Source organism: Microbacterium sp. PRC9, from assembly GCF_031844125.1.
Lineage (GTDB): Bacteria > Actinomycetota > Actinomycetes > Actinomycetales > Microbacteriaceae > Microbacterium.
In genome coordinates this window covers 487,361-512,168 of the sequence record NZ_JAUZUR010000002.1, presented here as the reverse complement: position 1 = coordinate 512,168, position 24,808 = coordinate 487,361, and the positions used below count along the sequence as shown (strand labels likewise).

General features: G+C 70.4%; 23 protein-coding genes and 1 pseudogene. 11 read left to right on the top strand and 13 right to left on the bottom strand.

Features of this window, described 5'->3' with window-relative positions; translation table 11 throughout:
* Nucleotides 1-279: 279 nt before the first annotated feature.
* Nucleotides 280-486 (bottom strand): annotated as a pseudogene (locus Q9R33_RS05995) (family 1 glycosylhydrolase); the annotation flags it as partial.
* 10 nt (nucleotides 487-496) lie between these two features.
* Here Q9R33_RS05995 and Q9R33_RS05990 point away from each other — a divergent pair.
* Nucleotides 497-706, top strand: a complete 210-nt coding sequence (locus tag Q9R33_RS05990; RefSeq protein ID WP_311293148.1) for a substrate-binding domain-containing protein — start codon at nucleotides 497-499, stop codon at nucleotides 704-706.
* 26 nt (nucleotides 707-732) lie between these two features.
* Here Q9R33_RS05990 and Q9R33_RS05985 read toward each other — a convergent pair whose 3' ends face one another.
* The 6 genes from Q9R33_RS05985 to nrdH form a co-directional block, all read right to left on the bottom strand.
* Nucleotides 733-1,662, bottom strand: coding sequence for an alpha/beta fold hydrolase (locus Q9R33_RS05985; RefSeq protein ID WP_056369769.1), 930 nt, complete (start codon nucleotides 1,660-1,662; stop codon nucleotides 733-735).
* Between the two features lie 38 nt (nucleotides 1,663-1,700).
* Nucleotides 1,701-2,717, bottom strand: a complete 1,017-nt coding sequence (locus Q9R33_RS05980) for an alpha/beta hydrolase (protein WP_311293147.1) — start codon at nucleotides 2,715-2,717, stop codon at nucleotides 1,701-1,703.
* A gap of 152 nt (nucleotides 2,718-2,869) precedes the next feature.
* Entirely contained in the window at nucleotides 2,870-3,844 is a 975-nt protein-coding gene (gene nrdF, locus Q9R33_RS05975) for a class 1b ribonucleoside-diphosphate reductase subunit beta (RefSeq protein ID WP_045299980.1), read from the bottom strand.
* A 33-nt stretch (nucleotides 3,845-3,877) separates the two neighbouring features.
* Nucleotides 3,878-5,977: a class 1b ribonucleoside-diphosphate reductase subunit alpha gene (gene nrdE / locus Q9R33_RS05970; RefSeq protein ID WP_056369994.1), complete on the bottom strand. Its 2,100-nt coding sequence runs from the start codon at nucleotides 5,975-5,977 to the stop codon at nucleotides 3,878-3,880.
* Nucleotides 5,978-6,015: 38 nt separating this feature from the next.
* Nucleotides 6,016-6,462: a class Ib ribonucleoside-diphosphate reductase assembly flavoprotein NrdI gene (gene nrdI, locus Q9R33_RS05965; protein WP_311293146.1), complete on the bottom strand. Its 447-nt coding sequence runs from the start codon at nucleotides 6,460-6,462 to the stop codon at nucleotides 6,016-6,018.
* A gap of 1 nt (nucleotide 6,463) precedes the next feature.
* A complete protein-coding gene (nrdH, locus tag Q9R33_RS05960; protein WP_045299982.1) occupies nucleotides 6,464-6,697 on the bottom strand; it encodes a glutaredoxin-like protein NrdH in 234 nt (77 codons plus the stop codon).
* Between the two features lie 404 nt (nucleotides 6,698-7,101).
* Between nrdH and Q9R33_RS05955 the strand changes: the two genes are divergently transcribed.
* Entirely contained in the window at nucleotides 7,102-8,310 is a 1,209-nt protein-coding gene (locus Q9R33_RS05955) for an MFS transporter (RefSeq protein ID WP_056369765.1), read from the top strand.
* A gap of 43 nt (nucleotides 8,311-8,353) precedes the next feature.
* Here Q9R33_RS05955 and Q9R33_RS05950 read toward each other — a convergent pair whose 3' ends face one another.
* A complete protein-coding gene (locus tag Q9R33_RS05950; protein WP_056369763.1) occupies nucleotides 8,354-8,758 on the bottom strand; it encodes a hypothetical protein in 405 nt (134 codons plus the stop codon).
* A 67-nt stretch (nucleotides 8,759-8,825) separates the two neighbouring features.
* Here Q9R33_RS05950 and Q9R33_RS05945 point away from each other — a divergent pair, with 67 nt between their 5' ends.
* From Q9R33_RS05945 to Q9R33_RS05915, 7 genes are all read left to right on the top strand, one after another.
* Nucleotides 8,826-9,584: an alpha/beta hydrolase gene (locus Q9R33_RS05945; RefSeq protein ID WP_311293145.1), complete on the top strand. Its 759-nt coding sequence runs from the start codon at nucleotides 8,826-8,828 to the stop codon at nucleotides 9,582-9,584.
* A 42-nt stretch (nucleotides 9,585-9,626) separates the two neighbouring features.
* A complete protein-coding gene (locus Q9R33_RS05940) occupies nucleotides 9,627-10,799 on the top strand; it encodes an acyl-CoA dehydrogenase family protein (RefSeq protein ID WP_311293144.1) in 1,173 nt (390 codons plus the stop codon).
* Between the two features lie 3 nt (nucleotides 10,800-10,802).
* Nucleotides 10,803-12,071: a DUF445 domain-containing protein gene (locus Q9R33_RS05935; protein ID WP_311293143.1), complete on the top strand. Its 1,269-nt coding sequence runs from the start codon at nucleotides 10,803-10,805 to the stop codon at nucleotides 12,069-12,071.
* A 74-nt stretch (nucleotides 12,072-12,145) separates the two neighbouring features.
* On the top strand, nucleotides 12,146-12,496 hold the full coding sequence (locus tag Q9R33_RS05930; RefSeq protein ID WP_056369990.1) for a gamma-glutamylcyclotransferase family protein: 351 nt from the start codon (nucleotides 12,146-12,148) through the stop codon (nucleotides 12,494-12,496).
* 20 nt (nucleotides 12,497-12,516) lie between these two features.
* Complete coding sequence (locus Q9R33_RS05925; protein ID WP_311293142.1) at nucleotides 12,517-13,413, top strand: agmatinase family protein; 897 nt, start codon at nucleotides 12,517-12,519, stop codon at nucleotides 13,411-13,413.
* Nucleotides 13,410-13,880 carry a histidine phosphatase family protein gene (locus Q9R33_RS05920; protein ID WP_310245762.1) on the top strand — a complete coding sequence of 157 codons (471 nt, stop codon included), beginning with the start codon at nucleotides 13,410-13,412 and terminating at the stop codon, nucleotides 13,878-13,880. Before Q9R33_RS05925 ends, Q9R33_RS05920 begins: the two co-directional genes overlap by 4 nt.
* Nucleotides 13,881-14,053: 173 nt before the next feature.
* Complete coding sequence (locus Q9R33_RS05915; RefSeq protein WP_311293141.1) at nucleotides 14,054-16,432, top strand: LamG-like jellyroll fold domain-containing protein; 2,379 nt, start codon at nucleotides 14,054-14,056, stop codon at nucleotides 16,430-16,432.
* Nucleotides 16,433-16,481: 49 nt separating this feature from the next.
* Here the strand turns inward: Q9R33_RS05915 and hutI are convergent, their stop codons facing one another.
* The 3 genes from hutI to hutH are packed head-to-tail and all read right to left on the bottom strand — an operon-like array spanning nucleotide 16,482 to nucleotide 21,076.
* On the bottom strand, nucleotides 16,482-17,756 hold the full coding sequence (hutI, locus tag Q9R33_RS05910) for an imidazolonepropionase (protein ID WP_311293140.1): 1,275 nt from the start codon (nucleotides 17,754-17,756) through the stop codon (nucleotides 16,482-16,484).
* Between the two features lie 12 nt (nucleotides 17,757-17,768).
* Complete coding sequence (locus Q9R33_RS05905) at nucleotides 17,769-19,502, bottom strand: urocanate hydratase (RefSeq protein ID WP_311293139.1); 1,734 nt, start codon at nucleotides 19,500-19,502, stop codon at nucleotides 17,769-17,771.
* A gap of 2 nt (nucleotides 19,503-19,504) precedes the next feature.
* Complete coding sequence (gene hutH / locus Q9R33_RS05900; RefSeq protein ID WP_311293138.1) at nucleotides 19,505-21,076, bottom strand: histidine ammonia-lyase; 1,572 nt, start codon at nucleotides 21,074-21,076, stop codon at nucleotides 19,505-19,507.
* Nucleotides 21,077-21,164: 88 nt separating this feature from the next.
* Here hutH and Q9R33_RS05895 point away from each other — a divergent pair, with 88 nt between their 5' ends.
* Nucleotides 21,165-21,917, top strand: a complete 753-nt coding sequence (locus Q9R33_RS05895) for an IclR family transcriptional regulator (RefSeq protein WP_311293137.1) — start codon at nucleotides 21,165-21,167, stop codon at nucleotides 21,915-21,917.
* A gap of 173 nt (nucleotides 21,918-22,090) precedes the next feature.
* Here Q9R33_RS05895 and Q9R33_RS05890 read toward each other — a convergent pair whose 3' ends face one another.
* Nucleotides 22,091-22,567 carry a YbaK/EbsC family protein gene (locus Q9R33_RS05890; RefSeq protein WP_311293264.1) on the bottom strand — a complete coding sequence of 159 codons (477 nt, stop codon included), beginning with the start codon at nucleotides 22,565-22,567 and terminating at the stop codon, nucleotides 22,091-22,093.
* A 15-nt stretch (nucleotides 22,568-22,582) separates the two neighbouring features.
* On the bottom strand, nucleotides 22,583-23,380 hold the full coding sequence (locus Q9R33_RS05885) for a methyltransferase domain-containing protein (RefSeq protein WP_311293136.1): 798 nt from the start codon (nucleotides 23,378-23,380) through the stop codon (nucleotides 22,583-22,585).
* Nucleotides 23,381-23,572: 192 nt separating this feature from the next.
* Here Q9R33_RS05885 and Q9R33_RS05880 point away from each other — a divergent pair, with 192 nt between their 5' ends.
* Nucleotides 23,573-24,649 (top strand): Glu/Leu/Phe/Val dehydrogenase dimerization domain-containing protein, encoded by a 1,077-nt coding sequence (locus tag Q9R33_RS05880; protein WP_311293135.1) that lies wholly within the window; start codon nucleotides 23,573-23,575, stop codon nucleotides 24,647-24,649.
* The last annotated feature ends 159 nt before the right edge of the window (nucleotides 24,650-24,808 follow it).

The following is a 24,808-nucleotide window of genomic DNA, read 5'->3' as shown; positions in this document are numbered from 1 at the left end:
GACCGGGGGGCCGACGCGAGAATGCCGGCGCCCCCGGTAGCCGCGAGCTCGGGACCCACGGCCGGGGTGCCGGACCGGGGCTCCGGCGCTATCCCCCACTGAAGAGACAACGCCCTAGGGAATCTATTACGCGAGTTTCGGGCGGCTTTCTGGAACGGGTTCACCGGCGCCACGCCGCGCCGTGAGTGAATGGCTGATCCGGGCCTATTTCGACGGCAACGGGAGGACGGATGCCGCGGCCCGCGGCATCCGTCCTCCCGGTCCAGTGGGAACCGCCGCTCAGACGGACAGCTGCACCCGGGGCGTCGCGGGGATCTCGTTGCGCTGCGCGAGGCCGCCCAGCCAGCCGAGACTCGGCTTCGGCGTGCGGGCGAACGTCTCGTGATCGACGGCGATGAGCCCGAACGTGGGCCGGAACGAGCCCCACTCGTAGTTGTCGAGCAGTGACCAGTGCAGGTACCCGCGCACGTCGCAGCCGTCCGCCATCCCTGATGACATGTCGGTGATCGGCTCCGACGATCTCCCGCACTCATCCTGGATCGACCCGCCCCTGACCACCATCCGCCAGCCGCTCGCGCAGATGGGCAGCGCCGCCGTCGACGTGATCGTCCGCGTGCGCGCCGGCCGACACCCGCACCCCGCGGCGCGCACCGAGCTGTCGACGACGCTGGTCATCCGCTCGTCGACCGCTCCACTGCGAGGCTGACGCGGACCGGTGTCCTGCGGTTGCGGTCAGGGCGTTCCCGCGCCGTCACCGGGGGTCTCGGCGACGGCGAGGATCGCATCGGCGAACGCCCGCGGCGCCTCGGCGGGCAGGTGATGACCGGCGTGGGGAACCTTGCGGTGCTCGCGCCAACCTGCGAAGAGTTGGGCGTCGTGGCTGCCGTCGGATGCCGGGAAGTTGCCGTCCGCTGTCCCGTCGAGGGTGATCGTCGGCACGCTGATCGGCGGAAGCGCGGCGAGCTGCGCCTCGACGTCCGCGTAGGCGTCGGCGCCCTCGGCGAGGCCGAGTCGATGCCGGTAGGAGTGGATCACGACGTCGACGTAGTCGGGGTTGTCGAACGCACGAGCAGCACGTACCAGCTCCCCTTCGCTGAAGTCCCACTCGGGCGAGTTGCGTCGCCAGATCACGCGGGCGATCTCGCGCCGGTTGCGCTCCAGACCCGCCCGGCCGCGGGCGGTCGCGAAGTACCAGAAGTACCAGAAGCCGGCTTCGCGGTCCGGATCGATGGGGGTGTTCGCGGAGGCGATGTCCTGAATGAGATAGCCGCCTGCCGAGACGAGCCCGCCGATCCGATCGGGGTGCAGGGCGGCCACCACCCCGGCGGCACGTCCACCCCAGTCGTACCCCGCGAGGATCGGCTCGTGGAGTCCGAGCGCGTCGAGGAAGGCGAGCAGGTCGGCTCCGAGCGCCCCCTGCTGTCCGCTTCGGGGCGTGTCCGCGCTCAGGAAGCGCGTCGGACCGTGTCCGCGAAGGTAGGGCACGAGAACGCGGAAGCCCGCCTCGACGAGGAGCGGAGCCACTTCGGCATAGCTGTGGACGTCGTACGGGAATCCATGCAGCAGCACGACGGGTTCGCCGCCTGCAGGCCCGAGGTCGTAGTAAGCGACGTCGAGGACGCCGGCGGGGACATGGCGGATCCGCACGTTCGCATCGATCATGAGGGACTCCTCGGGAGGGTGGGTCGGTTCCGGTGGGGTCAGTCGCGGGCGAACGCCTTGCGGAGCGTGTGGATCGCCTGGTCGATCGCGGCGGTCGTCGCGGCCGACGGGCGCAGCGGGTTGAGCATCATGAAGTCGTGGATGGTGGCGTCGTAGCGCACGAGCGTCGTCGACACACCCGCTTCGATGAGCTTGCGACCGTAGGCTTCGCCCTCGTCGCGCAGCACGTCGTTCTCGTCGACGATCAGCAGGGTCTCGGGCAGCCCCTTGAGCTCGTCGACGGGCGCCTGAAGCGGTGACGCGGTCACGTCGCTGCGCTTGTGCACGTCGGGGAGGTAGTTGTCCCAGAACCACGCCATCGCGTCGGCACGCAGGTGGAAGCCCTCCGCGAACTCGCGATAGCTGGCGGTGTCCTGCCGCGCGTCCGTAACCGGGTAATACAGCGACTGGTGGATGAATCTGACATCGCCGCGCTTCTTCGCGAGGATCGCGAGCACCGCCGCCATGTTGCCGCCGACAGAATCTCCGGCGACGGCCAGGCGCGCAGCATCCAGTCCCTTCTGCCTACCGTTGTCCATGATCCACCGGGCGGTCGCGTACGCCTGTTCGATGGCGACGGGATGCTGCGCCTCAGGCGAACGCGTGTACTCGACGAACACGATCGCAGCGCGGGCGCCCGTGGCGAGGTCGCGCACCAGGCGGTCGTGGGTGCCCGCGTTGCCCAGAACCCAGCCGCCGCCGTGGACGTAGAGCACCACGGGAAGCAACCCCGTCGTGCCGGCCGGCTTGACGATCCGGACCCTGACGTCGCCGACAGCAGCCGGCACGGTGATCCACTCGTCCTCGACATCGGGAAGGTCGACCGGCCCCGACTGCACGTCGTCGAGCAGCTTTCGCGCCCCGTCGACGCCGCGTTCGACGAGGGTGGGCGGAGCTGCCGCCGCCTCTGCGAACGCGCGTGCCTCCGGTTGCAGGATGTGTTCGGTTATGTCGCAGGCCCATCTGTGTGTGGTGATCGGTTCGTCGGATCCGCCGGCATTCACCGGCTTGAACACAAAGACCGGGCAGAGCGCGCAGTTGTGACAACCGCACGGCGATCAGCGTTCCGCGGGATGCCGGCGTCACAGATCAGATCGCTGCACGAGGATCGGGCGGGCTGAAAAACACGAAAGCCCGCGGAAACCGCGGGCTTTCGATGGTTCGGGTCTCAGAAGTCCCAGTCCTCATCCTCGGTCGCCTCGGCCTTGCCGATGACGTACGACGAGCCGGACCCCGAGAAGAAGTCGTGGTTCTCGTCGGCATTCGGCGACAGCGCCGACAGGATGGCCGGGTTCACGTTCGTGACCGTCGAGGGGAACATCGCCTCGTAGCCCAGGTTCATGAGGGCCTTGTTGGCGTTGTAGTGCAGGAACTTCTTGACGTCCTCGGTGAGGCCGACACCGTCGTAGAGGTCCTGCGTGTACTGCACCTCGTTGTCGTAGAGCTCGTAGAGCAGCGAGAACGTGTAGTCCTTGATCTCGTCGCGCTTGGCCTGGTCGACCGTCTCGAGTCCGCGCTGGAACTTGTAGCCGATGTAGTACCCGTGCACGGCCTCGTCACGGATGATGAGGCGGATGAGGTCGGCCGTGTTGGTGAGCTTGGCGCGGCTCGACCAGTGCATCGGGAGGTAGAACCCCGAGTAGAAGAGGAACGACTCGAGCAGGGTCGAGGCGACCTTGCGCTTGAGGGGCTCGTCGCCGCGGTAGTACTCCATGACGATCTGAGCCTTCTTCTGAAGGTTCTCGTTCTCGACCGACCAGCGGAACGCCTCGTCGATCTCCTTCGTGGAGCACAGCGTCGAGAAGATCGACGAGTACGACTTCGCGTGCACCGACTCCATGAACGCGATGTTCGTGTAGACGGCCTCCTCGTGCGGAGTGATGGCGTCGGGGATGAGCGACACCGCGCCCACCGTGCCCTGGATCGTGTCGAGGAGCGTGAGCCCCGTGAACACGCGCATCGTGAGGGTCTGCTCCTCGGGCGTCAACGTGTTCCACGACTGGATGTCGTTCGACAGCGGCACCTTCTCGGGCAGCCAGAAGTTGTTCACGAGGCGGTTCCACACCTCGAGGTCCTTGTCGTCCTGGATGCGGTTCCAGTTGATGGCCTGGACGTGGTCCAGGAGCTGGAGCTTCTCGCTCATCGTCCTTCTTCTCTCGGAATCCTGATCAGACCGTCAGAGCGTGCAGCTGACGCACTCGCTCATGTCGGTCCCCTCCAGCGCCATCTGGCGGAGGCGGATGTAGTAGATCGTCTTGATGCCCTTGCGCCAGGCGTAGATCTGGGCCTTGTTGATGTCGCGCGTGGTCGCGGTGTCCTTGAAGAACAGCGTGAGCGACAGACCCTGGTCGACGTGCTGGGTGGCGGCGGCGTACGTGTCGATGACCTTCTCGTAGCCGATCTCGTACGCGTCCTGGTAGTACTCCAGGTTGTCGTTCGTCATGAACGCCGCCGGGTAGTAGACGCGGCCGAGCTTGCCTTCCTTGCGGATCTCGATCTTCGCCGCTATCGGGTGGATCGACGACGTCGAGTTGTTGATGTACGAGATCGAGCCGGTCGGCGGCACCGCCTGCAGGTTCTGGTTGTAGATGCCGTGCTGCTGGATCGAGGCCTTGAGCGCGCGCCAGTCGTCCTGCGTGGGGATGTGGTGACCGGCGAACATCTCGGCGACCTTGGTCGTCGCGGGCACCCACTCCTGCTCGATGTACTTGTCGAAGAACTCGCCCGATGCGTACGTCGAGTCCTCGAACCCGTCGAAGGTCTCGCCGCGCTCGATCGCGATCTTGTTCGACGCGGTCAGCGCGTGGAACAGCACCGAGTAGAAGTAGATGTTCGTGAAGTCGACACCCTCTTCCGACCCGTAGTAGACGTGCTCGCGGGCGAGGTAGCCGTGGAGGTTCATCTGGCCGAGACCGATCGCGTGCGAGCGGTCGTTGCCGTCCTCGATCGAGCGGACCGAGGCGATGTGGCTCTGCTGGCTGACCGCCGTGAGCGCACGGATGCTGGTGTCCACCGTCTTCGCGAGGTCGCCGCCGTCCATCGCCAGGGCGATGTTGAGCGAGCCCAGGTTGCACGAGATGTCCTTGCCGATCTGGGCGTAGGACAGGTCCTCGTTGTACGTGGTGGGCGTGTTCACCTGCAGGATCTCGGAGCACAGGTTGGACATGTTGATCCGGCCCTTGATCGGGTTGGCCTTGTTCACCGTGTCCTCGAACATGATGTACGGGTAGCCCGACTCGAACTGGATCTCGGCGAGGGTCTGGAAGAACTCGCGCGCGTTGATCTTCGTCTTCTTGATGCGCGGGTCGTCGACCATCTCGCGGTACTTCTCGCTGACCGAGATGTCGCCGAACGGCACGCCATAGACGCGCTCGACGTCGTACGGGGAGAACAGGTACATGTCCTCGCCGTTCTTCGCGAGCTCGAACGTGATGTCGGGGACGACGACGCCCAGCGACAGCGTCTTGATGCGGATCTTCTCGTCGGCGTTCTCGCGCTTGGTGTCGAGGAACTTCATGATGTCGGGGTGGTGGGCGTTGAGGTACACCGCACCCGCACCCTGACGCGCGCCGAGCTGGTTGGCGTACGAGAAGGAGTCTTCGAGGAGCTTCATCACGGGGATGATGCCGCTGGACTGGTTCTCGATCTGCTTGATCGGCGCACCCGCCTCGCGGATGTTCGACAGCAGCAGCGCCACGCCGCCGCCGCGCTTGGACAGCTGCAGCGACGAGTTGATGCCGCGCGAGATCGACTCCATGTTGTCTTCGATGCGCAGCAGGAAGCACGAGACGAGCTCGCCGCGCTGCGCCTTGCCGGCGTTGAGGAACGTCGGCGTCGCAGGCTGGAAGCGCCCCGAGAGGATCTCGTCGACGAGGTTGGTGGCCAGCAGCTCGTCGCCGTCGGCGAGGGCGAGCGCGGTCATGACGACGCGGTCCTCGAAGCGCTCGAGGTAGCGCTTGCCGTCGAAGGTCTTGAGCGTGTAGCTCGTGTAGTACTTGAACGCGCCCAGGAATGTCTCGAAGCGGAACTTCTTGCCGTACGCGAAGTCGTTGAGCTGCTGGATGAACGCGAACGAGTACCGCTCGAGCACGGCGGGCTCGTAGTACTCCTTCTCGACGAGGTAGTCGAGACGCTCCTTGAGAGAGTGGAAGAACACCGTGTTCTGGTTCACGTGCTGCAGGAAGTACTCCCGCGCAGCGCGCTTGTCGGCGTCGAACTGGATCTTGCCGTCCGCGTCGTACAGGTTGAGCATCGCGTTGAGGGCGTGGTAGTCCATGCCCTCGAAGCGTGCCTGCGTCTTGAAGTCGGTCTCCGTCAGAGTTCCCACCAGCGTTCCAATCCCGCGCTCACGCGTTCCACATCTTCAGGCGTGCCGAATACCTCTAGCCGGTACAAGTGCGGCACGTGACACTTGCGGCTGATGATGTCGCCGGCGACGCAGAAATGCTCGCCGAAGTTGGTGTTCCCCGCGGAGATGACTCCGCGGATGAGGCTCCGATTGCGCTCGTCGTTGAGGAAGCGGATGACCTGCTTCGGAACAGCGCCCTTCTCGACTCCCCTGCCCTGGCCTCCGCCATAGGTGGGTGTCACGAGGACGTACGGCTCGGCGACCACGAGCGCCGGATCCGTGGAGTGAAGCGGGATCCGGACCGCTCGAGCGCCGAGTTTCTCGATGAAGCGTGCGGTGTTGCCCGACACGCTCGAGAAGTAGACCAGCAGTGGCGCGTCCGTCGCGACGCGCTGCGTCACGACCGCCGACATGTCAGGCCAGACGTGAGGCGAGCTCGTCGATCTTGTCGGGACGGAAGCCCGACCAGTGGTCCTCATCGGTGATGACGACCGGCGCCTGGAGGTAGCCCAGCGCCTTGACCTGCTCGAGGGCCGTGGGGTCCTCCGAGAGGTCGTGGATTTCGTACTCGATCCCCTTGGAGTCGAGTGCTCGATACGTCGCCGTGCACTGCACGCACGCGGGCTTCGTGTAAACCGTGATCGCCATGTCGATTCCGTCTCCTCAGTGCTTCCCCCGGTGGCATCCGGTGCTCTTTCCCGGTAGTCCCCCCACCGGGAGTCCAATACTACATATGGGTACCGACATTCGATAGCACCACAAGGGCTAGTAGTTACATCGGTGTGATTTTCCACCGTTCTCCCCATGTACAACACAGGTTGTCCACGGATTCATCCACAGCCGCCAGGGTCTGGAAAAGGCCAGGATCACGGGGCTTTCGAACGCCACGGCCGCGTCCGTCCACAGGTTGCAGGCTAGCCAGCCCCTCCGACATCGGATTCGCCTGTGGACAACGCTCCCGGCGTGTCGCGGGCGTGTCGCGAACGGGTGTGCGTCGAGGCCGTCGGCGGGGCCGTGCGAGGACGACGCAGGGCGTGCCGTAACGTTGTCGGGTGGCCGGCTACCGGGAACTTCTGCGCACCCCCGGGGTGGCCCGCATCATCGCGGCGCAGCTCACCGCGCGCTTCCCCAACGGGATGATCAGCCTCGTGATCCTCCTGCACATCGAGGGGATCACCGGCTCGTACGGCGCCGCCGGCATCGTGCTCGCGGCGGTGTCGATCGGCCAGGCGCTCGCCGGTCCGGTCACGAGCCGCTGGATGGGCCGCTGGGGCATGCGCCGCGTGCTGACCCTCACGACCGTCGTGGCCGCGGCATCCCTCACCGCGATCGCACTCCTCGTCGTCCCGGTGCCGGTCTACATCGTCCTCGGGTTCATCGCGGGCGCCGCGACCCCGCCGATCGTCGCGGCGGTGCGCACGATCTACGCCAAGATGGTCAACTCCACACAGCTGACGGCGCTCTACTCCCTGGATGCCTCGCTGCAGGAGTTCATCTGGATCCTCGCGCCGGTGCTCATCACCTTCGTGGCGACGCAGGCCGGCACCGTCGTCGGTCTCATGCTGGTCGTGGTGATCCTGGTGGCCGGTGGCGCCTGGTTCATCCTCTCCCCCGAGGTCGGGCGCGTGCGCATCCCGCGCAGCAAGCGCTCCTTCGGCACCGTGCTCACCCGCCCGCCGATCCTCCTCGCGACCGTGATCGGCTTCCTCCTCATCGGCTCGTTCGCGGCCGTCGAGGCGAGCGTCGTGGCGACCTTCGACCACGGCGGACTCGAAGCGGGCCTCGTGCTCGCCGTCTTCTCGATCGGCAGCCTCGCCGGCGGGCTCACCTTCGGGCACCTGCCGATGGGCCGCTGGGCCATGGCGCGCCGCCTGACGGTCGTGGCCGTCGGGCTCGCGCTCACCGCGCTGTGGGTCAACGTGTGGTGGATCGGCGCCACGCTGTTCGTCGCCGGCATCGGCATCGCGCCGGCACTGGCCGTGCTGTCGGCCGTGACCACCGCGAGCGTCAAGTTCAGCGACACGGCCGAGGCGTTCGGATGGGTCGGCACGGGTCAGCTCATCGGCGCCGCAGCGGGCTCGGCCGTCGCCGGCATCCTCATCGACGGCCCGGGCGGCGTGACGGCCGCGTACACCTCCGCCGCCGTGTTCTGCGCACTCGGGCTCCTCGTCGCGATCGTCTTCGCGCGGGGTCTTCCCGACCTGCGCGTGCGCGGTGCGAGCCCGATCCCCGACACCGAGCCGGTCACGACGATCGGCTGAGCGGGGAGGCGGTTGCGGAGGTCGGAGCACCGGCTTCCCGCCGTCACGCCAGACGCCGGAGCATCTCCAGCAGGGCGAGCGCGTAGGCGTCGGCGGGCTCGGGGTGCTCGAACACCCGCCGCTCGCCGCCGAGCACGATCTCGACCTCGTGGTTGTCGGGCAGCCGCCGCAGCGACCGGAAGGCACCGCGCAGCATCTCGCGCAGCTGGTGCTCGTACGGCAGCCACAGCGCGTCCTCGAGGGCGACGGAATCCAGCGCCCACTCGGTCGTGCCGTTGAAGGCCAGGATGCGCCCGGTCGGGTACTCGCGCGGCTCGATGGTCATCTCGCTGACGGTGAAGATGTCGGCCTCGAACTCCGGCTCGTCCAGCTGGAAGCGGTCGCCCGAGTGCGGGTGCCACACCAGCCCCGCCTCCCGCAGCGCGAGCGCCAGTTCCGTCGAGATCATGCCAACCTCCGCTCCCATCCTGCCGGTGCGCCTGGGCGCACCGGGCGGCTCTCCTAGGCTTGAGCGTATGCCCACTGCCGTCACCCTCCCCCGCCTGTCGTGGGGTTCGGCCTCGGCCGATCGTCGTGCCCTCCTCATCCACGGCCTCGGGTCCAACGGTGCGCTGATGTGGCGCTACGGCTCGGCCCTCGCGGATGCCGGATGGCGGACGGATGCTGTCGACCTCCGCGGGCACGGCACGGCCCCGCGTACGCTCGACTACACGCTGGCGGCCTATGCCGCGGACGTCGCGGCGACCCGTCCGGTCGGCGCCGGCCCGTGGGACCTCGTGATCGGCCACTCGCTCGGGGGCGCAGCATCCGTCCTCGCCGCCGCGGCCGACTCCTCGTGGACGCGCCGTCTCGTCCTCGTCGACCCCGCGCTCCTGCTCACCGACCATGACCGCGACATCGTGCGCGACAGCCAGACCCGCTCGTTCGAGGACCCTTCGCAGGCGGCCGTGCGCGCGGAGCACCCGCACTGGCACCCGCAGGACATCGAGCTGAAGGCGCTGTCGGCGCAGCAGGCGAGCCGATGGGCGGTCGAGCAGACGAGCGCTCAGAACCCGGAATGGGACGTCACGGATGCTGCGCTGCGCATCGCGGTGCCGACCCACGTGATCGCGTCCGATCCGGGCGTGTACTCCATCTTCCGCGGCAAGCCGGCGGAGGCTGCGGTGGCGCCCAACCCGAACTTCACGGTGTCGGTCGTCGCCGATGCCGGCCACTCCCCGCACCGCGATGAGCCGGAGGCGACGATCGAGGCGCTGTTCGCCGCACTCGCCTGACGATGCCGCGCCGTTCGGTCGGGCCGGGGTGAGAATGGCGGGGTGGCGTCCTTCGAACCGAGCGAGATCCTGAACGACGAATTGCTGGAGCGCTTCCGCGCGCGGGCGGCCGTGCACGACCGGGAGAACACCTTCCCCGACGACGACCTCGCCGACCTGAAAGCTGCCGGGTACCTCGCGATCCTCGTGCCGGAAGAGCTCGGCGGATCCGGTCTGGGGCTGGCCGAGGCATCCGTCCTCCAGCAGAGGCTCGCGGGCGCGGCCCCTGCGACGGCCCTCGCGATCAACATGCACCTGGTGTGGACGGGCGTCGCGAAGGTGCTCGCCGACCGCGGGATCGACGCGCTGCGGTTCGTACAGGAGGGCGCGGTCGCCGGCGAGGTCTTCGCGTTCGGGATCAGCGAGGCCGGTAACGACCTCGTGCTGTTCGGGAGCGGAACGGATGCTGCACCCCTCCCCGACGGCGGGTACTCGTTCGCCGGCACCAAGATCTTCACGTCGCTCGCGCCGGTGTGGACGCAGCTCGGCCTGCACGGGCTCGACACCTCGTCAGAGGACGCCCCGCGGATGGTCTACGCGTTCGTGCCGCGCTCGGAGGTGCAGGCGGGCCGCGTCGTCGTCCGCGACGACTGGGACACCCTCGGCATGCGGGGCACGCAATCGCGCACGACGGAGCTTCAGGGCGCCGTGGCGCCCGCCGACCGGATCGTGCGGCGACTCGCCCCGGGCCCCAACCCCGACCCGCTGGTGTTCGGCATCTTCAGCGTGTTCGAGATCCTCTTGGCGTCCGTGTACACCGGCATCGCCCGGCGAGCGCTCGACCTCGCGGTCGCGGCCGCCGGCAGGCGAACGTCGAAGCGCACCGGCAAGGCATACAGCCAGGATCCCGACATCCGCTGGCGCATCGCCGGCATGGCGCTCGCCTACGATGCCCTTCCGCCGCAGATCGACACGCTCGCCCGCGACGTCGACGACCTCGCCGACCACGGCGCGAGGTGGTTCTCGCTGCTCGCAGGACTCAAGCACCGGGCTGTGACGGCTGCGAAGCAGATCGTCGACGAGGCCGTGCTCGTCGCCGGCGGATCCTCGTACTTCTCGTCCAGCGAGCTGAGCCGCCTCTACCGTGACGTGCTGGCCGGCCTGTTCCACCCGTCCGACCCGGAATCGGCGCACTCGACGGTCGCGACCGCCTGGCTCGGGCCGATCGAGGACTGAGACATGTCCACGCCGACACGCCTCCTCAGCCCCGCCGACCAGGAGCGCCGCCGAGGGCTCCGCACGATGAAGGGCGTCGCCCTCGGCGCGCTGATCTTCATGGCGATGCTGTTCGCCTTCTCGTTCGCGTTCCAGCAGGAGATCCCTGCGCTCGCCTACCTGCGGGCGGCAGCCGAGGGAGGCATGGTCGGTGCGCTCGCCGACTGGTTCGCGGTCACCGCGCTGTTCCGCCATCCGCTGGGGATCCCGATCCCGCACACCGCGATCATCCCGAGCCGCAAGGACGAGATCGGGCGCAACCTCGGCGAGTTCGTCGAGACCGAGTTCCTGCGCGCCGACGTCGTGCGCACGAAGCTCGACCAGACCGCGATCGCCGCCCGGCTCGGCGAATGGCTGAGCGCGCCGGTGCATGCGGAGCGGGTCGCCGCCGAGGCATCCGTGATGGCGGGAAGTGTGCTGCGGGCGCTCAGCGACGACGACGTCCGCGACGTGATCGAGGAGCTCGCCCGCGAGCACCTCATCGCACCGGAGTGGGGTCCGCCGCTGGGCGAATGGCTCGAGCGCATCATCGACGCCGGCGCGCACCACGGCGCCGTCGACCTCGCCGCCGACACCATCGCAGCGTGGCTCGCCGCCAACAAAGTCGCCTTCACCGGCGTCATCTCACGCCGGCTGCCGTCGTGGGTGCCGTCGGTCGCCCACCGCTTCGTCGACGACACGGTCTACAACGAGGCGGTCAAGTTCGTCGCCGCCGTGCAGGCCGACCCGCGGCATCCGGCCCGCGTCGCGATCGACGGCTACCTCGCGCGTCTCGCCGGCAACCTGCAGCACGACCCTGCGACGATCGGACGCTTCGAAGACGCGAAGCTCGCCGTGTTCGACAGCCCCCGCGTGCGCGAGCTGGCGGGCGAAGCCTGGGCGACGGCCAAGGCCGGTCTGCTGCGCTCGCTCGCCGACCCCGACAGCGGACTGCGGCGACGGGGCGTGGAGGCGCTGGTCGAGATCGGCGAGCGATTGACGACGGATGCTGCGCTCCAGCGCCGCGTGGACACCTGGGTGACGGACGCCGCCGTCTTCCTCGTCGACCGCTACCGCCACGACATCGCGTCGATCATCACCGACACGGTCGAGCGGTGGGACCCCGTCGAGACGACGGAGAAGATCGAGCTCATGGTCGGGCGCGATCTGCAGTACATCCGCCTCAACGGCACGATCGTCGGCGCGCTCGCAGGACTCGCGATCTTCTCGATCGCCCACGCCCTGCTCGGGTGACGCGCCGCGGCGAGCCGTGTTAAGAGTGCGTGAAGTCCGGGTCGATCGAGGCCGCCGAGGGTTACCCTGATGCCGTGTCCGCGGACGAGCCCACCCACTACCTCTTCAGCTACGGCACGCTGCAGAACGCCGACGTGCAACTCGACACGTTCGGCCGCCTGGTCGAGAGCGAGCCCGACGCGCTGCCCGGGTACACGGTCGACTACGCCGAGATCGAAGACACACGCGTCGTCGACCTGTCGGGTCTGACCGTGCACCCGATCGTGCGCGAGACGGGGAACCCCCTCGACAAGGTCGTGGGCAAGGCGCTCCTCGTGACCGAGGACGAGCTCGACGCGGCCGACGAGTACGAAGTGGCGCTGTATCGACGCTGCGCCGTGGTGCTCGCGAGCGGTCGCTCCGCGTGGGTCTACGTCGCGGCGTGAGCGCCCGGTAGCGTCGTCACGTGACGCTTTCCCACGATCCCTCGTGGCCACGCGCAGGTGCGTGGCCCCCTCTCGAAGACGGGAGCTGGGATGCCGCGATCCTCGGCGTTCCCGCATTCCGCACCTCCCTGTCCCCCACCGGTGCGCACGCGACGCCCGCGGCGATCCGCGAGGCGCTGCGACGCTACAGCCCGACGCTCCTGGGCCCCGCGCCGGTCGACCTGAACGACGTGCTGCGCATCGCGGATGCGGGCGACGTGGCCGAGCCTGACGGACCGGAGGGCGAGGCATCCGTCCGCTCCAGGGTGTCGGAGCTGCGCGAGCGCGCGGATCTCGTCGTCGCGCTCGGCGGCGACAACTCGCTGACCTACGCGGTGGCGCAGGGTGCCCGGGCGACGGGGCTCATCACCATCGACGCGCACTTCGATCTGCGCGACGGCGTATCGAACGGCTCTCCGGTGCGGCGGCTGGTCGAGGACGGCCTCGACGGGCGGCGGATCGTCCAGCTCGGCATCGCCGATTTCGCCAACTCCGTCGCCTACGCCGAGCGCGCGGCGGACTACGGCATCACCGTCGTGACGATGGACGACCTGCGCCGCCGCGGCGCCGCCGACGTCGCCGCCGAGGCGCTCGAGATCGCCGGCGCCGGCGGCGGCCCGGTGCACCTCGACATCGATGTGGACGTGTGCGACCGGTCCGTGGCGCCCGGGTGCCCGGCTTCCGTCCCGGGCGGACTCGCCGCCTGGGAGCTGCGGGCGCTCGTGCGCGCGCTCGCCGCCGACTCCCGCCTGCACAGCGCCGACATCGCCGAGGTCGATGCCACGGCGGATGCCCCCGACGGGCGCACGGTGCGCCTCGCGGCGCTCTGCGTACTCGAGCTTCTCGCCGCCAAGGCCTCAGGAAAGGTGACGTCATGATCCGTCTCGCACTGGTGCGGCACGCCAAGTCCGAATGGGGCAATCCCGGCCTCGACGACCACGACCGCCCGCTGAACGACCGGGGCATGCGCGATGCGCCGCGCATGGCCGCGCGGCTCGCGGCGACCGGACTCCGCCCGGACGTCATCCTCTCGAGCACCGCCGTGCGTGCGCGGACGACCGCCGAAGCCTTCGCCGCCGAGCTCGGGGTGGCCGTCTCGCTCGACCCCGAGCTGTACGGCGCCCCGGCGCGCACCCTGATCGCCGCGGCCGCGGCCACGCGCGCACCGACGGTCATGGTGGTCGCGCACGATCCCGGAATGAGCGCCCTCGCGGCGAGCCTGTCGGACGGCGACATCGACCACATGCCGACGTGCGCCGTCGCGACGTTCATCTGGGCGCAGGACGACTGGGACGTCGCCAGCGCCACAGACCCCGACAACTGGACGTTCGACGCGCCTCGCTGACGCGCCCGCAGCCGCGAGCCGTCGGCGCGTGCATTCCGCGCATGTGGCGAAATCTCCGTCTACATCGTTGTACTCGGACTCTACATCGTTGTAGATTGCGTTTCGACGGTCCTCCGACTCGGCGCCGAGTCGAGGCATCCGTCCATCCCGTCCACTGTCGAACTGGAGACCCCATGACGCGCCGCGCACGCCCTCGCACCGCGCTCGCCCTGACCACTGCCGGATTGCTCGTCGCGGGCGCGCTGAGCGCGGGGCCCGCCTGGGCGCAACCGCCGGCTCCGCTGCCCGCCCCTGTGTTCGACGACGTCACCGTGCACGATCCGTCGATCGTCACCTCCGGCGAGGACATCTGGGCGTTCGGCTCGCACGGCGCTTCGGCGCACACGTCCGACCTCATGTCGTGGCAGCAGCACACGACCGATCTGTCGCAAGAGCCCGACAACGCGCTCTTCGACGACATCTACACCGAGCTCGCCGAGACCTTCGAGTGGGCGCGGACCTCCACCCTGTGGGCCGCGGACGTCATCCAGCTGCCCGATGGCCGCTATGCGATGTACTACAACGCGTGCGAGGGGTCGTCTCCGCGGTCGGCACTGGGGCTCGCCACCTCCGACACCGTCGACGGTCCGTACGAGAACCACGGCATCCTGCTCAAGAGCGGCATGGAGGGAGAGTCCGAGAACCCCGGCGAGGTGTACGACGCGCGCCGGCACCCCAACACGGTCGACCCGGACGCGTTCTACGACGCCGACGGCAAGCTGTGGATGGTCTACGGCTCGTACTCGGGCGGAATCTTCCTGCTCGAGATGGATGCCGCGACCGGCGCGCCCCTGCCTGGACAGGGTTACGGCACGCACCTCGTCGGCGGGAACCACAGCCGCATCGAGGCCCCCACCATCCAGTACGACGCCGAGACCGCCTACTACTACCTGTACCTGTCGTTCGGCGGCCTGGGGGTGACCGGCGGGTACGACGTGCGCGTGGCGCGCTCGAAGTCCGTGACCGGTCCGTATCTCGATGCGCAGGGCAACGACATGCGCGAGGTGAAGGCGGACCCGTCCCTGCCGCTGTTCGACGACGTAACGATCGAGCCGTACGGCGTCAAGCTGATGGGCGGCCACCTCTTCGGCCGCGAGCTCGGCGACCCGGGCACCGGCGCCGGCACCGGTTACGTCTCCCCCGGTCACACGTCGTGGTACCGCGACCCCGGCACAGGACGCATGTTCATGGTCTTCCACGCACGCTTCCCCGGCACGGGGGAGCTGCACGAGGTGCGCGTGCACCAGATGTGGATGAACGCCGACGGCTGGCCGGTGGTCTCACCGATGCGCTACGCGGGTGAGACAGCGGGCAAGGTGAAGCGCGACGACGTGGTCGGCACGTGGCAACTGGTCGACATGGGCAAGGACATCACGGCGGCGGCGGCCGAGGCATCCGACGTCTCCTTCGGCAAGACCGGGCGCATCACGGGTTCCGTGGACGGAGACTGGAAGCTCACCGGGCAGCACAGCGCGACCCTCACCGTCGACGGCGTGGTCTACCGGGGCGTGTTCGCGCCCGTCTGGGATCCCGACCTTGAGGCATGGTCGACGGGCTTCACCGCGGTCTCGGAGGGAGGCGTCACACTGTGGGGACGCAAGTCCGTCGAGCCGGCCGGTGCCGCAGCGGTGGACGCCGTCGCCGCCGACCTCTCGCTCGGCGACACGTCGGGGGTGACGGTCGACCTGGTGCTGCCGACGTCGGGCACGGGCGGCACGACCATCACGTGGGCGACCTCCGACGCGGGCACCGTCGATGTCGACGGGACGGTGACGCGGCCGGGCATCGGCGAGCCCGACGCACACGCCACGCTCACTGCGACCATCGAGAACGGCGGGGCCGAGGCATCCGTCGCCTTCGACGTCGTCGTCCTCGCGCGCACTCCCGGTGTGCTCGCGGGCGCCTGGGCGCTCGACGGCTCGCTGGCCGACGCGGCAGGGGCCTTCTCCGACGCGGTGCCCACCGGAGCGCGCATCGACGCGCCCGCGGCGGGCCCGGCGACGTTCGTCGCCGACGGCATCGACGGCGGCGCGCTGCACCTCGACGGCACCGCGGGTGTGCGGCTGCCCGATGGCCTCGTACAAGGCTCCTCGTACTCGGTGAGCCTCTGGCTGCGGCCCGAGGCGCTCACGCCCTACACGACCGCGTTCCTCGGGGCGGCGAGCCCGACGTCGTGGGTGAGCCTCGTCCCGCGCGGCCACGACGGCGTCGGCGGTTCGACCATGCTGTGGTCGGGAGCGCAGTGGTACGACGCGGGCACCGGACGCAGCCTGCCTCTCGGCGAGTGGTCGCACGTCGCGTTCGTCGTCGACTCGGGCGCAGTCTCCGTGTACATCGACGGAGAGCTGCGCTTCCAGGGCACCGGCTTCCCCGATGCGCTCTCGGGACCGGGCAACGTCTTCGCCCTCGGCGTCAACTGGTGGGACACCCCGTTCCGCGGCGACGTCGACGAGCTGAGCGTGTGGAGCTCGGCGCTCGCGCCCGACGACGTCGCCCAGCTCGCCGCGCCCTGACGCGGCCGTCGACAAGGAGCCGCCCGGCCTCGTGCCGGGCGGCTCCTCTTCATGCGGACGCGGCGCCGCCGATCCACACGGTGTGCACGAGCGGCACACCGGGGCGGTACGCGAGATGCACGCGGGTCGGCGCGTCGAGCATCACGAGGTCGGCGCGCATCCGCGGGGCGAGTGCGCCCACGTCGTCGCGGCGCAGCGCCTTCGCGCCGCCGGCGGTCGCGGCCCACACCGCCTCGGCGGGCGTCATCCCCATCTCGCGCACCGCGAGCGCGATCATGAGGGGCATCGAGCTCGTGAAACTCGACCCCGGGTTGCAGTCGCTCGCGAGGGCGACGGTCGCGCCCGCGTCGATCAGGCGCCGCGCGTCGGGGTACGGCTGGCGGGTCGAGAACTCGACGCCCGGCAGCAGCGTCGCGACCGTGGTCGATCCCGCGAGCGCGGTGACATCGTCGTCGGACAGATACGTGCAGTGATCGACGGATGCTGCGCCCACCTCGACGGCGAGACCCACCCCCTCGCCCGGTCCGAGCTGGTTGCCGTGCACACGGGGCTCGAGGCCGTGCGCGACGCCCGCGGCGAGGATGCGCCGCGACTCGTCAGGCGTGAAGGCGCCGCGCTCGCAGAACACGTCGATCCACCGGCTGTGAGGAGCACAGGAGCGGAGCATCGCGTCGCACACGAGCGCGACGTACTCCTCGCGTCGCTCGCTGTACTCGGCGGGCACGACGTGCGCACCGAGGAACGTGACCTCGGGTGTGACTTCTGCGGCGAGGCGAGCGAGCCGCTCCTCGTCGGCGACGGTGAGTCCGTAGCCCGTCTTGATCTCGAACGTCGTCGTCCCCTGACGGTGGAGCTCGGCCACCAAGCCCGCGAGGCGCGCCCGCAGCTCCTCGTCGCTCGCGGAGCGCGTCGCCGCGACGGTACGCCGTATGCCCCCTGCGGCATACGGCGTACCGGTCATGCGCGCCTCGAACTCGTCGGCGCGGTCGCCCCCGAACACCAGGTGCGTGTGACTGTCGACGAATCCGGGGATGACCGCACGGCCCCCGGCGTCGACGATGTGAACCCGCTCCCCGCCCAGTGAGGCGACAGGGTCGGGACGAGACCCGGGGTGAACCCCACGGTCTCGTCCTCCGACTGTCGTCTCACGGTCGAGAGCGGCGGGGGCGGCGTGGGCGGCGGGGGCGGCGGACGCGGGGCCGATCCAGGCGATGCGGTCACCCACGAGCAGCACGGCGGCGTCGTGGAGCGTGCCGAGCGCATCGCCGTCGGCGGCGACGTTGGTGGTCAGCTCGCCGATGTTCGTGATGAGCGTCGTGGTCACAGCATCCGTCCGTCAGTCACCGAGCATGGGCACGTTCAGGCCGCGCTCGCGCGCGACCTCCTTCGCGCGGTCGTACCCCGCGTCGACGTGGCGCATGACGCCGGTGCCGGGGTCGTTCGTGAGGACGCGCTCGAGCTTCTCCGCGGCGAGCGGGGTGCCGTCGGCCACGGTCACCTGACCGGCATGGATGCTGCGGCCGATGCCGACGCCGCCGCCGTGGTGGATCGACACCCAGGCCGCACCCGACGCCGTGTTGAGAAGCGCGTTGAGGAGCGGCCAGTCGGCGATCGCGTCGGATCCGTCGGCCATGGCCTCGGTCTCGCGGTACGGGCTCGCGACCGAGCCGGCGTCGAGGTGGTCGCGGCCGATCACGATCGGTCCCGACAGCTCGCCCGAGGCGACCATCTCGTTGAACTTCAGTCCCGCGAGGTGGCGCTCCTTGTAGCCGAGCCAGCAGATGCGCGCCGGGAGGCCCTCGAAGTGGACCGCGTCGCCGGCCTTGTCGAGCCAGCGCACCAGCCCCGCATTGTCGGGGAAAAGCGCCTTGACGGCCTCGTCGGTCTTGCGGATGTCCTCGGGGTCTCCCGAGAGCGCGACCCAGCGGAACGGTCCGCGTCCCTCGGCGAACTGCGGGCGGATGTAGGCGGGAACGAAACCCGGGAAGGCGAACGCCCGGTCGAAGCCGCCGAGCTGCGCCTCGGCGCGGATCGAGTTGCCGTAGTCGAAGACCTCCGCACCGGCGTCCTGGAATCCCACCATCGCCGCGACATGCTTGGCCATCGAGCCGCGCGCCCGGGCGGTGAAGCCCTCGGGGTCACGGGCCGCCTCGGCCTTCCAGTCCTCGAACGCGATGCCCACGGGCAGGTACGCCAGCGGGTCGTGGGCGCTGGTCTGGTCGGTGACGATGTCGACGGCGACCTCCCCCGCGCGGTGGCGCAGCAGCACATCGCCGAACACCTCGGCGGCGTTGCCCACGACACCGACCGACAGCGCCTCGCCGGCCTCCTTCGCCGCGACGACGCGCGCGAGAGCGGCGTCGAGGTCGGTCGTGTACTCGTCGAGGTAGCCGTGCTGGACGCGGCGGGCCAAGCGCGACTCGTCGACGTCGACGATGAGCACCGCTCCCCCGTTGAGGGTCACGGCGAGCGGCTGCGCGCCGCCCATGCCCCCGGCGCCGCCGGTGAGCGTGAGGGTTCCGGCGAGGCTCGCGGTCGCGGCATCCGTTCCGTTCCTCTCGGCGAGGGAGCGCGCGACGGCGGCGAACGTCTCGTACGTGCCCTGGAGGATCCCCTGCGTGCCGATGTAGATCCACGACCCCGCGGTCATCTGGCCGTACATCGTGAGGCCGAGTTCCTCGAGGCGGCGGAACTCGGGCCACGTCGCCCAGTCCCCCACGAGGTTCGAGTTGGCGATCAGCACGCGCGGTGCCCACTCGTGCGTGCGGAAGACGCCGACCGGCTTTCCCGACTGCACGAGCAGCGTCTCGTCGGGCTCGAGCTCGTCGAGCGTGCGGACGATGGCGTCGAACGCCTCCCATGAACGGGCCGCGCGCCCGGTGCCGCCGTAGACGACGAGGTCCTCGGGGTGCTCGGCGACCTCGGGGTCGAGGTTGTTCATGAGCATGCGCTTGGCGGCTTCGGCGCCCCAGCTCTTGGCGGTGCGCTCGGGGCCACGGGGCGCGCGCACCGCCCCTTCGCCGAGCCCGCGCGCGGCCGGCGCGGTCGTTGAGCTTGTCGGAACGGACATCGTCACTCCTTCGTGGTGGTCTGGTAGGCGGCCGCCGCGACGGCGCCCGACGCGACGAGCACGGTCACGGCCTCCATCTCGGGCGACAGGTAGCGGTCGGGGCCGGGCCCCCCGGCGACGGTGCGCACGAGATCGCGCACGGCGCCCGTGGCAGCTGCCGGCTCGAGCGGCGCCCGCAGGTCGAGGGCGCGCGAGGCGGTGAGCACCTCGATCGCGAGCACGCGCGAGAGCCCGTCGATCGCCCGACGCAGCTTGCGCGCGGCGGCCCACCCCATCGACACGTGATCCTCCTGCATCGCGGACGACGGGATCGAGTCGACGGATGCCGGAACCGCCAGCCGCTTCAGCTCCGAGACGATCCCCGCCGCGGCGTACTGGGCGATCATCAAGCCCGAGTCGACGCCGACCTCGTCGGCGAGGAAGGGAGGCAGGCCGTTGCTGCGCGCGCGGTCGAGGGCGCGGTCGGTGCGGCGCTCCGAGATCGAGGCCACGTCGGCCACCGCGATCGCGAGGAAGTCCAGCACATATGCGACCGGCGCGCCGTGGAAGTTGCCGTTCGACTCGACGCGCCCGTCGTCGGTGATCACGGGGTTGTCGACGGCCGCGGCGAGCTCGCGCGAGGCGATGAGCAGCGCGTGGTCGGCGGTGTCGCGGGCGGCGCCGTGCACCTGCGGCGAGCAGCGCAGCGAGTACGCGTCCTGCACGCGGGTGCAGACGGCGGGGTCGCGGTGCGACGCCATGATCCCCGAGCCCGCGAGCACGGCCCGAAGGTTCGAGGCCGAGACGGCCTGCCCCACCTGCGGACGCAGCGCCTGCAGGTCGGCGGCGAACACGGCATCCGTGCCGAGCTGCGACTCCACCGACATGCCCGCGGCGACATCGGCCGTGTCGAGCAGCACCGAGAGATCGTGGAGGGCGAGCAGCAGCATCCCGAGCATGCCGTCGGTGCCGTTGATGAGCGCGAGTCCCTCCTTCTCTCGCAGCACGAGCGGGGTCACGGATGCTGCCGCCAGCGCCTCGGCCGCGTCGACCTCTTGGCCGGTCGCGGTGCGCACACGCCCCTCGCCCATCGCGGCGAGCGCGACATGCGACAGCGGCGCGAGGTCGCCCGAGCAGCCGAGCGAGCCGTACTCGCGCACGATCGGCGTGATGCCGGCGTTGAGCAACGCCGCGTAGGTCTCCACGACGACGGGGCGGACACCCGTGTGACCCGTCGCCAGCGTCTGCAGGCGCAGCAGCATGAGGGCGCGCACGACCTCGCGCTCGACCTCGGGGCCGGTGCCCGCCGCGTGCGAGCGGATCAGGCTGGCCTGCAGCTGCATGCGCCGCTCGGGGGCGATGAACGTGGTGGCGAGGGCGCCGAAGCCGGTCGAGATGCCGTAGTGCGGCTCGGGGTCGTCGGCGAGGCCCTCCACGAGGGCGCGGGTCGCCGCGACGCGGGCGAGGGCTTCGGGGGCGAGCTCGACGGGGGCACCGTGACGGGCGACGGCGACGACCTCGTCGGGACGCAGCGGCGCCGCGCCGACGGTGACGGCGGCGACGTCGGTGGCGGAGGTGGGCGTGACGATGGTCATGCTCCGATTCCACACCCGTGCGGTGGCGCGCGACAGCGGGTCGTGGCATCCTCTGTCTGTGATTCCAGACAGCGGCACGAGACCCCAGGTGCCCGCCGCGGACCAGACGCTGCGGATCCTGTCGTACCTCGCACGCCAGCGCGGGCCGGTCCCGGCGCGCACGATCGCGACCGCGCTGGAGCTCCCGCGCTCCACCGTGTACCACCTGCTCGCGGCGCTGCAGGAGCACCAGTTCGTCGTGCACCTGCCCGAGGAGCGACGCTGGGGGCTCGGCATCGCCGCGTTCGAGCTCGCCGGCGGGTACTCGCGCCAGGAGCCGCTCGCGCGGCTCGGCCGCCCCGTGCTCGCCGACCTCGTCGATCGCGCCGGCGAGAGCGCGCACCTCGCGATCATGCACGGGCGCGACGTGCTGTACATCGTCGAGGAGCGCGCGCCGCGCCGGCCCGCGCTGGTGACGGATGTCGGCGTCCGCCTGCCGTCACACCTCACCGCGACGGGCCGGGCGATGCTCGCGGCGCTGCCGCGCGAGCAGGTGCGGGCGCTGTTCCCGGATGCCGCGGCCTTCGCGGACCGCACGGGCCGGGGCCCCCAGCGGCCGGGAGAGTTGCGGGAGCTGCTCCGCGGCGTGCGGGAGCGGGGCTATGCGACCGAGGACGGCGAGGTCACCCTCGGACTGCGCTCGATCGGCGTGGTCGTGCGCGACCACGCCGGCTGGCCGGCCGCGGCCATCGCGGTGACCTGGCCCGAGGAGAGCGACCGTGCGCCCGACGACCTCGCTGCCGCAGCCACCACGGCCGCCGCCGAACTCGAGCGCCGCATTGGCCGCGCCCGCGTGCGCTGACCCGGGATCTGGGTGGGGCCTTTCGCGATGAGACCGCACGATAGCACCGGCATCCCCGCTGGTCCGGTGCTGTTGTGAGGTCTCGCCACGATTGCGGCGCCCCCGACGGCGCACGGCGCAGCGCGCATCGCACAGAGCGTAGCGCGCAGGGGTAGAGCGGTCGGGTGCGGGTGTCAGTCGACCTTCATGACGGTGCCGCCCGTCAGGCGCACCAGTTCGTCGTAGGTCATCGGGAAGACGGTGTGCGGCGTACCGCCGGCGGCCCAGATCTCGGGGTAGCCCGCGAGGTCCTCGTCGACGATCGTGCGGAGCGCCGACGGATGCCCCGTCGGCGCGACACCGCCGATGGCCTGGCCGGTGGCGTCTCGCACCTGCTCGGGCGTCGCGCGCTGGATCTTCCCGTGGCCGAGGCGCTCGGCGAGCGCCGCCGTGTCGACGCGGTGCGCGCCGCTCGTCATCACGAGCAGTGGTGCGCCATCGCTGTAGAACACCAGGCTGTTGGCGATCGCACCGACCTCGACCCCGAGCGCCTGGGCGGCGAGGACCGCGGTGGAGGCGGCATCCGGAAGCACCACGATGTCGCCGGGAATGCCGGCGGCGCGGATCGCATCGTGGACGAGGCGACTGCGGGCGGGGAGCGAGTCGGGGATGGTCACCGGCTCAGCCTAACGACGCGGTCCGCGCGCGAGGATCTCGCCGTGGGGCATGAGGAGCCAGCCGTCGTCGGATGCCGCCCATTCGCGCCAGCCGTCCGAGATGCGGTGCAGCAGCGCGTCGTCGGCGCCGGTCGCGCGCGCCGAATCGGCGAACGCCGACTGCAGCACGCGGTCCGCCCACATCCCGCCCCACCACGCGCGGTCGGCCTCGTCCTCGAAGAGCCACAGCGAGGCCGTGGCACGGATGTCGCCGAGACCGGCCTCCTGCGCCCACGCCTTCAGCCGGCGTCCGGCCGCCGGCTCGCCCGCGACGCTGCGGTGCGTCGCCAGGTACAGCGCGAGCCACTCGTCGAGCGCGGGGATCAGCGGGTACCAGATCACGCCTTCGTAGTCGACGTCGCGCGCGGCGACCACGCCGTCGGGGCCGGCGACGCGCCCGAGCTCGCGCAGCATATCGACCGGTCGATCCACGTGCTGCAGCACCTGGTGCGCGTGCACGACGTCGAAGCCGCCGTCGTCGAAGGGCAGCGCGTACGCGTCACCCACCTCGAACGACAGGTTCGGCGCCGCGTGGTCGGCCGCGGCCTGCGCGACGACGCCGGCCGAGGCATCCGTCCCGACCACGCGAGCCGGTGCGACGCGGGCCGCGAGGTCCGCGGTGATCGTGCCGGGCCCGCTGCCCACATCGAGGACCGAGACGCCTGGCCCGAGGTGCGGCAGCAGATATGCCGCGGAGTTCTCGGCGGTGCGCCAGCGGTGCGACCGCAGAACGCTCTCGTGGTGGCCGTGGGTGTAGGCGTCTGGCATCCGTCGATGCTACCGACGGCGCACACACTGCTGACGCGTGTGCAGAACTCACGCCGATGACCACGCAATGTGCCCACTCGCCGTCGACACGGTTGAACAATTCGCAGAATCGGTGTCCAATGAGAATGGATGCCGCAACGCCGCGGCGTCCGCAGCGCACTGCCCACGAGGCCCGCCGAAGGAAGAACCGCGATGACGCACACCCTGCCCCTGCCCGATTTCGCACACGAGCGGGTGGAGGTGATCACCGGCCGCCGCAGCGGCCTGTTCATCGCCGTCGCGCTCCACTCGTCCGTGCTCGGCTCCGCCCTCGGCGGCGCGCGCCTGTGGACGTACCCTCACTGGAGCGACGCCCTCGGCGACGCACTGCGTCTGTCGGCCGCCATGACCCTCAAGAACGCCGCGGCCGGCCTCGACGCCGGCGGCGGCAAGTCCGTCATCGCCCTGCCTCCCGGCACCACGCTCGACACCGACCGGCGCCGCGCCGCGTTCCTCGACCTCGGCGACGCGGTCGAGTCGCTGCACGGGCTGTACCGCACCGCCGAGGACGTCGGCTCGACAACCGAGGACATGCTCGTCGTCAGCGAGCGCACGGAGCACGTCGTGGGCCTGCCCGACGCCGTGGGCGGCTCGGGCGAGCCCGCCGGCCCCACGAGCCTCGGCGTGTACGAGTCGCTGCGCGCGACGCTCGAGCGCGTCGCAGGCACCGCCGACGTCGAGGGACGCCGCATCACGATCTCCGGCCTCGGCCAGGTCGGCAGCCGTCTCGCGGTGCGCCTCTCGGCCGAGGGCGCGCGCCTCACGGTGACCGACGTGAACCCCGCCAAGCGCGACCTCGCCACCGAACTCGGTGCGGAGTGGATCGCCCCGGGCGAGGAGCACCTCGTCCCCGCCGACGTGTTCGTGCCGGCCGGCATCGGCGGACTCCTCACCGACGAGGTCATCGACGCCCTCGACGCGAAGGCCGTGTGCGGCCCCGCGAACAACCCGCTCGCCGACCACAGCGGCGCGGCCCGCCTCGCCGGTCGCGGCATCCTGTACGCCCCCGACTTCGTCGTCAACGCGGGCGGCGTGATCTACCTCGACCTCGAGGCGAAGCACCTGGGCACGCGCACCGAGATCATGGAGCGCGTGGGCCAGATCGGCGACACCGTGCGCCGCATCTTCGACGAGGCCTCCTCGCGCGGCGTCACGCCGCTCGAGGCCGCCGAGGGCCTCGCCGCGGAGCGCCTGGCCGCCGGCGGCCGCCAGCCCGCACTCGCGCACTGAACCGGCACGCGCCCGGCCACCGGAGGGGATGGCCGGGCGCGGTGCAGGGGTGAGACTGCGTCCCACCCATCGCGGAATCGCGTTCCACAATCCTCGATGCGGGTGGCATGATGGTCGCACGGCCGGGCCTGGGCCCGCCGACGACGACCGTCATGCCGC

Bases quoted from the DNA above. Each gene is read 5' to 3' on its own strand.
- hutH (WP_311293138.1), bottom strand. From the start codon at position 21,076: ATGACCATCGTCACGCCCACCTCCGCCACCGACGTCGCCGCCGTCACC.
- Q9R33_RS05915 (WP_311293141.1), top strand. From the start codon at position 14,054: ATGACGCGCCGCGCACGCCCTCGCACCGCGCTCGCCCTGACCACTGCC.
- Q9R33_RS05935 (WP_311293143.1), top strand. From the start codon at position 10,803: ATGTCCACGCCGACACGCCTCCTCAGCCCCGCCGACCAGGAGCGCCGC.
- nrdH (WP_045299982.1), bottom strand. From the start codon at position 6,697: ATGGCGATCACGGTTTACACGAAGCCCGCGTGCGTGCAGTGCACGGCG.
- Q9R33_RS05950 (WP_056369763.1), bottom strand. From the start codon at position 8,758: ATGATCTCGACGGAACTGGCGCTCGCGCTGCGGGAGGCGGGGCTGGTG.
- Q9R33_RS05990 (WP_311293148.1), top strand. From the start codon at position 497: ATGTCGGTGATCGGCTCCGACGATCTCCCGCACTCATCCTGGATCGAC.
- Q9R33_RS05905 (WP_311293139.1), bottom strand. From the start codon at position 19,502: ATGTCCGTTCCGACAAGCTCAACGACCGCGCCGGCCGCGCGCGGGCTC.
- nrdF (WP_045299980.1), bottom strand. From the start codon at position 3,844: ATGAGCGAGAAGCTCCAGCTCCTGGACCACGTCCAGGCCATCAACTGG.
- Q9R33_RS05945 (WP_311293145.1), top strand. From the start codon at position 8,826: ATGCCCACTGCCGTCACCCTCCCCCGCCTGTCGTGGGGTTCGGCCTCG.
- nrdI (WP_311293146.1), bottom strand. From the start codon at position 6,462: ATGTCGGCGGTCGTGACGCAGCGCGTCGCGACGGACGCGCCACTGCTG.
- Q9R33_RS05985 (WP_056369769.1), bottom strand. From the start codon at position 1,662: ATGATCGATGCGAACGTGCGGATCCGCCATGTCCCCGCCGGCGTCCTC.
- nrdE (WP_056369994.1), bottom strand. From the start codon at position 5,977: ATGGACTACCACGCCCTCAACGCGATGCTCAACCTGTACGACGCGGAC.
- Q9R33_RS05885 (WP_311293136.1), bottom strand. From the start codon at position 23,380: ATGCCAGACGCCTACACCCACGGCCACCACGAGAGCGTTCTGCGGTCG.
- Q9R33_RS05880 (WP_311293135.1), top strand. From the start codon at position 23,573: ATGACGCACACCCTGCCCCTGCCCGATTTCGCACACGAGCGGGTGGAG.
- Q9R33_RS05920 (WP_310245762.1), top strand. From the start codon at position 13,410: ATGATCCGTCTCGCACTGGTGCGGCACGCCAAGTCCGAATGGGGCAAT.